The organism is Streptomyces kronopolitis (assembly GCF_014646275.1).
GTDB classification, from domain to species: domain Bacteria; phylum Actinomycetota; class Actinomycetes; order Streptomycetales; family Streptomycetaceae; genus Streptomyces; species Streptomyces kronopolitis.
Genome location: NZ_BMND01000073.1, coordinates 1 through 9332, shown reverse-complemented (window position 1 = coordinate 9332; position 9332 = coordinate 1). Strand labels below are relative to the sequence as shown.

The following is a 9332-nucleotide window of genomic DNA, read 5'->3' as shown; positions in this document are numbered from 1 at the left end:
GGGGTGTGTTGTCGGACTGCTTCGCTTTACGTCCGACAACACACCCCTCCGCCCCTGCCCCCTCCCGTAGTTGTGGGGCCCCACCCCGGTGGGGGGGGAAGAGTCAAAGACAAAAACCAGAAGCTCGGCCCATCCATGAGGAGGCCGAGCTTCTGGCTTTTTGACCACTCCCCCCACCGGACGGGGGCGCCGATCCGGACGGGAGGGGGTGGGCCGGAGGGGCCTGTGTGTGGACGTAAAGCGAAGCAGTCCACAACACAGGCCCCGCAGGCCCACCACCGCCACCCACCACACACCAAAGGCGCCCCCGCCCAACCACAACCCACCCCCGCCGGAGGCGAAACGTGGGAAGCGGGCTACGAGCCCAAAACCGTGGAGAGGAACTCTCCTACCCACGCGAGCAGCTCGCGCCCAACCACCGGCTTGCCGCCGACCTTCCCCGTGGTCGGCCTCGGCACCAGCACCTGGCGGGTGGCCGGCTTGAGCACCGTACGGGGGTACAACCGCTTCAGGCGCAGCTCCTGGGACTCGCGCAACTCCACGGGGCCGAAGCGGACGTTGGTGCCCTGGAGCGTGATGTCGGCGACCCCGCAGGCGCGGGCGAGCATCCGCAGGCCGGCGACCAGCAGCAGGTTCTCGACCGGCTCGGGGAGCTTGCCGTAGCGGTCGGCCAGCTCCTCGCGGACGGCCGCGATGTCCTCCTCCGAGGAGGCGGAGGCGATGGCGCGGTAGGCCTGGAGGCGCAGCCGCTCGCCGGGCGCGTAGTCGTGCGGGACGTGGGCGTCCACCGGGAGTTCGATCTTGACCTCGAGCGGGGGCTCCTCCTCCACGCCGCCCTCCAGGGAGGCGCGGTAGTCGGCGACCGCCTCGCCCACCATCCGGACGTAGAGGTCGAAGCCGACGCCGGCGATGTGGCCGGACTGCTCGCCGCCCAGGAGGTTGCCCGCGCCGCGGATCTCCAGGTCCTTCATGGCGACGTACATGCCCGCGCCCATCTCGGTGTGCTGGGCGATGGTCGCCAGTCGCTCGTGGGCGGTCTCGGTGAGCGGCTTCTCCGGCGGGTAGAGGAAGTAGGCGTAGCCGCGCTCGCGGCCGCGGCCCACCCGGCCGCGCAGCTGGTGGAGCTGGGAGAGGCCGAAGTTGTCGCCGCGCTCGACGATCAGGGTGTTGGCGTTGGAGATGTCGATGCCGGACTCGACGATCGTGGTGGAGACCAGGACGTCGAACTTCTTCTCCCAGAAGTCGACGACGACCTGCTCCAGCTGGGACTCGCCCATCTGCCCGTGCGCGGTCTGGATGCGGGCCTCGGGGACGATCTCGCGCAGCCGGGCGGCGGCGCGGTCGATCGACTCGACGCGGTTGTGGATGTAGAAGACCTGGCCCTCGCGCAGGAGTTCACGGCGGATGGCGGCGCCGATCTGCTTCTGCTCGTAGGGGCCGACGAAGGTCAGGACCGGGTGGCGCTCCTCGGGCGGGGTGGTGATCGTCGACATCTCGCGGATGCCGGTGACGGCCATCTCCAGGGTGCGCGGGATGGGGGTGGCGGACATCGTCAGGACGTCGACGTTGGCGCGCAGCTTCTTCAGCTGCTCCTTGTGCTCGACGCCGAAGCGCTGCTCCTCGTCGACGATGACCAGGCCGAGGTCCTTGAACTTGGTCTCGGAGGAGAACAGCCGGTGGGTGCCGATGACGAGGTCGACGGAGCCTTCCCGCAGCCCTTCGAGGACGGCCTTGGCCTCGGTGTCGGTCTGGAAGCGGGACAGCGCCCGGACGTTGACCGGGAACTGGCCGTAGCGCTCGGTGAAGGTGCCCAGGTGCTGCTGGACGAGCAGCGTGGTCGGGACGAGGACGGCGACCTGCTTGCCGTCCTGGACGGCCTTGAAGGCGGCGCGGACCGCGATCTCGGTCTTGCCGTAGCCGACGTCGCCGCAGATCAGCCGGTCCATCGGGACCGACTTCTCCATGTCCTCCTTGACCTCGGCGATGGTGGTGAGCTGGTCGGGGGTCTCCGCGTACGGGAAGGCGTCCTCCAGCTCGCGCTGCCAGGGGGTGTCCGGGCCGAAGGTGTGGCCGGGCGCCGCCATCCGCGCGCTGTACAGCTTGATCAGGTCGGCGGCGATCTCCTTGACGGCCTTCTTGGCGCGCGCCTTGGTCTTGGTCCAGTCGGCGCCGCCGAGCCGGTGCAGGGTGGGCGCCTCGCCGCCGACGTACTTGGTGACCTGCTCCAGCTGGTCGGTGGGGATGTAGAGGCGGTCGCCGGGCTGGCCGCGCTTGGCGGGGGCGTACTCGACGAGGAGGTATTCGCGGGTGGCGCCCTGGACCGTGCGCTGCACCATCTCGATGTAGCGGCCCACACCGTGCTGTTCGTGCACGATGAAGTCGCCAACCTCGAGGGTCAGCGGGTCGATGGTCTTGCGGCGGCGGGCCGGCATCCGGGTGCCGTCCTTGCCGGCCGCCTTCTGGCCGGAGAGGTCGGTCTCGGTCAGCACGGCGAGCTTGAGCCCCGGGTCGACGAGGCCGTTGTCGAGCGAGCCGCAGGAGACGTGGACGACGGAGGGGGAGATCTGCGGGAGGTCGGCGTCCAGGCGGGCGGCGATGCCCTCCCCGCCCAGGACCTCGACCGTGCGGGCCGCGGGGCCGTGCGCCTCGGTGACATAGACGGTGCGCCAGCCGTCGGCCAGCCACTGCTTGGTGTCGGCCAGCGCGCGCTGGGTGTCGCCGCGGTAGGTGTCGGGGGCGTGCATGCCCAGCTTGAGGCTGTCGCCGTCCGCCGACAGGTCCTCGTCGGCCGCGAAGGGGGAGACCGACCACCACATCATGCCCAGCTCGCGGGCCCGGTCGCGGACGTCCGCGATGCCCCACAGGGACGCCGCGCCGACATCGATCGGCGCCGCTCCGCCGCCGGCACTGGCCGCCCACGACGCCTGGAGGAACTCCAGGCTCGTCGCCACCAGGTCGGCGGCCCGGGTCCGTACCCGCTCCGGGTCGCAGACCACCGCCATGCTCCCCTTCGGCAGCACGTCCAGCACCAGTTCCATCTCGTCGACGAGCACCGGGGCGAGCGACTCCATGCCCTCCACCGCGATGCCCTCGGCGATCTTGCCGAGGAGTTCGCCCAGCTCGGGGTGGTCCTCGGCGAGGGCGGCCGCCCGGGCACGGACGTCCTCGGTCAGCAGCAGCTCGCGGCACGGCGGCGCCCACAGGCCGTGCTCGGCGACCTCCAGGGACCGCTGGTCGGCGACCTTGAAGTAGCGGATCTCCTCGACGTCGTCGCCCCAGAACTCCACCCGCAGCGGGTGCTCCTCGGTCGGCGGGAAGACGTCCAGGATGCCGCCGCGGACCGCGAACTCGCCGCGCTTCTCGACCAGCTCCACGCGGGCGTAGGCGGCCGCCGCCAGCCCGTCGACGATCTCCGCGAGATCGGCGCTCTGCCCCGACCGCAGACTGACCGGCTCCAGCTCGCCCAGCCCCTTGACCTGCGGCTGGAGCACCGAGCGGACGGGGGCGACGACGACGGAGACCGGGCCGGCCGTCGGGTCGTCGGCGCGCGGGTGGGCCAGTCGGCGCAGCACCGCCAGGCGCCGGCCGACGGTGTCCGAGCGCGGCGAGAGCCGCTCGTGCGGCAGCGTCTCCCAGGACGGGAACTCGACGACGGAGTTGTCCTCGCCGGCCGGCATCAGGCTGCGCAGGGCGGCGGCGAGGTCCTCCGCCTCCCGGCCGGTGGCGGTCACCGCGAGCACCGGGCGGCCGGACCGCCGGGCGAGCGCGGCGATGGCCAGCGGGCGGGCGGCCGGCGGCCCCACGAGGTCCACGTGCGGCCGGTTTCCGTCGGCCGCGGCCTGCACCGCTTCGGCGAGCGCCGGGTCCTGTGCGACGGCGTCGAGCAGACCAGTCAGGCTCATGAAAAAGGTTCCGTCCCAGCGAGGCGAACAACGCAGCAGCCCGACACGTCGCACGGGCCGGGGTTGCCAAGAGTACGCCCGCCCGCCACCCGGCCGGACCCGAACCGGGACAGCCCGGCGCCCCCGGGCGCCCGCCTCCCCGCGGGCCCGGGCGCGGTTCCCTCCCCCGGCGCCCGCATGGAAGGGTGCACGGTACAACGACATCGGAGGGGGAACGAACGGTGAGCGGAAGCACCCGGCATACCGGCCACGGCGGACCAGAGGCCCTGCGCACGGCGGGCCCGCCGCCCGCGGGACCACCGCCCCGCCCGGTCGTCGCCGCCCTCATGCTCGGGATGGCGCTGGCCGCGCTCGACTCGACGATCATCGCCACCGCCGTCCCGCAGATCGTCGGCGACCTCGGCGGCTTCGCGGTCTTCTCCTGGCTGTTCTCCGGCTACCTGCTGGCCGTCACCGTCACCCTGCCCGTCTACGGCAAGCTCTCCGACACCTTCGGCCGCAAGCCCGTCCTGCTCACCGGCATCGCACTCTTCCTCGCGGGGTCGCTGGCCTGCGCGGCCGCCTGGAACATGGCCGCGCTGATCGCCTTCCGGGTGGTGCAGGGGCTGGGCGGCGGCGCGCTCCAGGGCACCGTGCAGACCATCGCCGCCGACCTCTACCCGATGCGGGACCGGCCCCGGATCCAGGCCCGGCTCTCCAGCGTCTGGGCGGCCTCGTCGGTCGCCGGGCCCGCGCTGGGCGGGGTGCTGGCCGCCGGCGTCGGGTGGCGGTGGATCTTCCTGATCAATCTGCCGGTGGGGGCGGTGGCCCTGTGGCTGATCGTGCGGCACTTCACCGAGCCGCAGCGCGGTGCGGGCCGCGCCCTTGACCGCCGCTCCCGCATCGACTGGCCCGGCGCGCTGGCGATCTTCGCGTCCGGCGGGCTGCTGCTGACCGCCCTGGTGCAGGGCGGGGTGGCCTGGGGCTGGCTCTCCGTGCCGTCGCTGCTGCTGTTCGCCGGCAGCGCGGGCTGCGCGGCGCTCACCGTCCTCATCGAACGGCGGGCCGCGGAGCCGATCATTCCGGGCTGGGTGTGGCGCCGCCGCCCCCTGTGCGCCGTCAATCTCGCGCTGGGCGCCCTGGGGCTGCTGATGGTCGCGCCGACGGTGTTCCTGCCGACCTACGCGCAGGCGGTCCTGGGCCTGGGCCCGACCGCGGCCGGCTTCGTGCTGTCCGTGATGACCCTGAGCTGGCCGGTCTCGGCCGCCCTGAGCAGCCGGGTCTACACCCGGCTCGGCATCCGCAACTGCGCGGTGCTCGGCATCGCCGCGGCCGGCGCGATCCTGCTGGCCTTCCCGCTGCTGCCCTACCCCGGCGCGGCCTGGCAGCCGGCCCTGATCATGCTGGCGCTGGGCGCCGCCCTCGGCCTCTTCCAGCTCCCGCTGATCATCGGCATCCAGTCCTCCGTCGGCTACCGGGAACGCGGCACCGCCACCGCCTCCATACTCTTCTGCCGCCAGGTCGGGCAGTCGCTGGGCGCCGCGCTCTTCGGCGCGCTGGCCAACGCCACCCTCAACGCCCGCCTCGCCGAGGCCCCTTCGGGCATCCGCGGCGGTCTGCCCGACGACCTCGACGCGGTCTCCCGCGCGCTGGCCCACCCCGGCGCGCTCACCGCGCAGGCCACCGACTACCTCCGCCGCGCCGTCGACACCACCGTCGACCACGTCTACCTGGGCGCCGCCGCGGCCGCCGCGCTCGCGCTGACCGCGCTGCTGGTGCTGGCGCCGCGGCGCTTCCCGGTGCACGCCGACGTCCGCTCCGCCGGCGAGGGCGAGGGCGGCGCCTGACGGCCCGGCGCCGGGGTCAGGAGTCCGCGCTGCCGCGGCTGCGGGGCACCTGGGTCTCGACGGTGTCCTCCGCGTCGGGACCCGTGGACCGGCCGGTCCGGCCGGGGCGGGCGCCGGGCCCGCTCTGCGCCGCGTCCGCACCGTGCTCCTCGGCCGCCTGCGGCTTCCCGGTGAGCGCCGCCAGGCTGGTGCGGACGTGCGCCATGTGGACCCGGACCTCGGCCCGCTCGGCGTCGTGCCCGGCCACGATCCGCTCCGTGGCCCGCTCGATGCGTTCCACCTCGGCGCGGGCCTGCGCCAGCATGCCGGCGGCGCGGCCGTCGGCGTCCTCCTGGCGGTGCCGGGCCTCCTCCTCGGCCTCCGCGTACCGCCGCTGGGCGTCGGCCCGGGCGTCCTTCCCCCGGGCGTCGAGGTCGATCAGCAGCCGGTCGGTCTCCGCCTCCTGCTCGGCGATGTCCTGCCCGGCCGCGTCCCACTCCTGGGACTGCCGCTTCTCCTGGTCGCACAGCAGCTGCGCGGTCCGCGCGCGCACCTGCGCCAGCGCCTCGGCCGCGTCGTCCCGCAGCTCCGCGGCCTCCTGGGCCGCCGTGACCGCCAGCTCGGCGGCCTCGCCGCGCGACGCCTCCTCGGTCCGCCGGCCCCACTCCTCCGCCTCGGTGCGCAGGGCGTACCCCGCGCGCTCGGCCGCGTCCCGGACCTCGTCGGAGTAGGCGGCGGCCTCGTCGCCGAGCTTCCGGGCCTCCCGCTCCGCCCCGGCCCGCAGCCGCGCCCCCTCGGACTGCGCGGTCGTGAAGATCAGCCGGGCCTCGCTGCCGAGGGACTCGAAGGTCTGCGGCGGCAGCTGCGCCACCTGGGCGCGCAGCTCGGTGAGTTCGGCCTCCATCTCGTTGGCCAGGACGGTGAGCCGTGCCGCGCGCTCCCAGCAGGAGTCGCGGTCGACCGAGAGCCCCTCCACGCGGCGGTCCACGTCCTCCGGCCGGTACCCGCGTCCCCGTACGGTCTCGAACCCGTGAGGCGAAACCGATGCACTCATCCTTCAAGCCCCTCTCCGCGCAATGACCCGCACTTCTCCTGGGAATCGGTGCGAAGCGCGCTCTCACGACAGTCCGCCTTACCCGACCCACCCCACAGGATGCGTCATTTATCGGCAGAAGTCGGAATCCGCTCGTCGTTACGCAGGGCCTGGAACAACCGGCTCGCCCCGTTCTCCTTCCACGGCAGCACCGAGCCGACACCGCTGACCATCACTCCGGGCCGCCGCACCGGCACCGTCGTCGCCGTCCCCGCGCCCGACGAGATCTGCCGCATCGACCTGCCCATACCCAGCAACTGCGCCACATCGGCGTCGTCGTCCACGCGCAGCGCCGCCAGCGAGGCGTCCAGGACCCGCTTGGACCGGGACGGGTCGAGGTACACGTCCGAGGACGCCATCCCGTCCGCCACCGCGCCCATCAGCTGCCGCTGGCGCTTCACCCGTCCGAGGTCCCCCTCGGGATCGGTGTACCGGGCGCGGACGTACGCCAGCGCCTCGGTGCCGTTCATCCGCCGGCAGCCGGCCGGGAAGTCCGCCCCCGACATCTCGTCCTTCAGCGGCTTGTCCAGGCACAGCCGCACCCCGTCCAGCGCGTCCACGATCTGCACGAAGCCCAGGAAGTTCACCTCGGCGTAGTGGTCGATGCGCAGCCCGGTCGCCTGCTCCACCGTTCGGGTGAGCAGCTGCGGGCCGCCGTCGGCGTAGGCCTCGTTGATCTTCCGGCTGCCGTGGCCCGGTATCGGTACGTAGCTGTCCCGCGGCAGGCTGACCAGCGTGGGGCCGTGCGCGCCGGAGTGCAGCACCATGATCGTGTCGGTGTTCTGTACCCGGCCGTTGCCGACGTGCAGATCCCTGCGCTGCCGCGGGGTCAGCTCACTGCGGCTGTCCGAGCCGACCAGCAGCCAGTTCGTGCCCTTGCCCGCGGCCGGCCGCCCGGCGTACCCGCCCAGCGCGGAGACGTGCCGCAGATTGCCCGCCGCCCAGAGGTACAGCCAGGCCCCGGCCGCGACCACCAGGAGCACCAGCACCAGCAGGGACACCAGCGTCGTGGGGAGCCACGACCACCGGCGGCGGCGCGGCCCCGGCAGGCCCGGGGGCTTTCCCGCCCGCCGGCGGTGCCACCACCGCGCGCGCTCCGCCCGGTACCCCGTCGGCGAGGACGACGAGGCGGAGAGCGGGGGTATCGGACGGCCCATATACGCATGGTCGGGGCACCCGGCCCGGACCGCAGTGCGAACGCGGCGGCCCCGACCCGCCGGCGCCGCTCACCCGGGCCCCGGACCGCGGCGCGGATCCGCGCCCGGCCGCCCCTAGGGGGTGTCGTTCGACCCCGCCATGACCCGAACGGCAGCCCCTACAGCAACCCGTCCCACATCTGCTCCAGCAGCACCGACCACCAGGTCTCCGGCGAGCCCAGCGCGGGCGGGTCCAGCGCGACCAGCTGCGCCTGGAAGTCGACGGTCCAGCGGCCCGCCTGCTCCGGGGTCAGCCCGTACCGCAGCCGCCACATCCGCCCCAGCATCGCCAGCGCCCGCACGAACTCCGGCAGCCCGGAGTTGACGAACTGCGGGGTCGCGGGCGCCCCGCCCGGCCCGGCCGCCAGCGGCAGCGCCACGATGTGCGCGCTCCCGTACTGCACACACAGCTGGCGGCCGAAGTCGTTGCCCATCACCAGATACGAGCCGGCGTCCGGGGCCGGCTGCACCCTGCGCTCGGCCGCCAGCTCCGCCAGCGTCGGCACCGGACGGGCCGGTGCCGCCTGTGCCCAGAAGAACGGCCCGAAGTCGACCGGCAGCCCGGCCCACACCAGCATCTGGGCCACCACGTCGGGCACCCCGTGGCGGGAGACCGCCCGCTGCTCGAAACGGAAGATCCCCTGCGGCCCGAAGGCCTGCTCCAGCTCCTGCCCGATCAGCTGCGGCGGCACCGGCGGTATCGGCTGCACCTGCGAGGGGTGCGGCAGCGGCACCCGCACCGGGGCCGGCCGTGCCGGACCGTCCGCGACCTGGTGCAGCTCGCCCTGGTGCTCGACGAGGTGCCGTACGCCCTGCTGGCGCGAGGCGTGGTCGCGGCCGTACGCGGCGGTGTGGCTGATCCGCACCTGCGGCCAGTTGTCCCGGATCATCCGGGCGCAGTAGCCGCCCGGCAGATCGCAGCACTCCAGCTCGGTGTGCAGCTCCAGCACCTGCTGCGGCGGCACGTTCATCCCGCGCAGCTCGTGCAGCAGCTGCCACTCGGGGTGCGGCGTCCCGGGCGCCGAGCGGCGGACGATCTTCTGCTCGGAGCCGTCCGGGGCGCGGTAGCTCAGGACGGCCATGTAGCCGGGGCCGACGGTCGGCTGACCGCCGGGCGCCGGCGGGTAGCCGTACGCCCCCGGGCCGCCGGCACCCTGGCCGGGGACCGGTCCGCCCGCGCCCTGCGCACCGTGCGGGGGCGGCGCGGGCCTGGGCGGCGCCGTGGGCACCCCCGGCGGGGGCACACCGGGACCGGCCGCGTGCGGCACTCCGGGGTCGAAGGTACGGGCACGGCGCAGATGCGGGGCCGTGCTGCTGGCATCGAAAACCTCGCAGA

The 9332-nt window shown here is 74.0% G+C and carries 5 protein-coding genes; 1 reads left to right on the top strand and 4 read right to left on the bottom strand.

The window, feature by feature from the left end; translation table 11 throughout:
- Positions 1-356 precede the first annotated feature (356 nt).
- Positions 357-3902, bottom strand: coding sequence for a transcription-repair coupling factor (mfd, locus tag IEY78_RS33285; RefSeq protein ID WP_189104730.1), 3546 nt, complete (start codon positions 3900-3902; stop codon positions 357-359).
- 221 nt (positions 3903-4123) lie between these two features.
- Here mfd and IEY78_RS33280 point away from each other — a divergent pair, with 221 nt between their 5' ends.
- Entirely contained in the window at positions 4124-5728 is a 1605-nt protein-coding gene (locus IEY78_RS33280; RefSeq protein WP_373294301.1) for an MFS transporter, read from the top strand.
- 16 nt (positions 5729-5744) lie between these two features.
- Here IEY78_RS33280 and IEY78_RS33275 read toward each other — a convergent pair whose 3' ends face one another.
- The 3 genes from IEY78_RS33275 to IEY78_RS33265 all read right to left on the bottom strand — a co-directional run.
- Positions 5745-6695 (bottom strand): coiled-coil domain-containing protein, encoded by a 951-nt coding sequence (locus tag IEY78_RS33275; RefSeq protein ID WP_189104729.1) that lies wholly within the window; start codon positions 6693-6695, stop codon positions 5745-5747.
- 170 nt (positions 6696-6865) lie between these two features.
- Positions 6866-7801, bottom strand: coding sequence for an LCP family protein (locus IEY78_RS33270; RefSeq protein ID WP_229700330.1), 936 nt, complete (start codon positions 7799-7801; stop codon positions 6866-6868).
- Between the two features lie 314 nt (positions 7802-8115).
- Positions 8116-9332 (bottom strand): SUKH-4 family immunity protein (locus tag IEY78_RS33265; RefSeq protein ID WP_229700329.1); only part of this gene is annotated, 1217 nt, incomplete at its 5' end.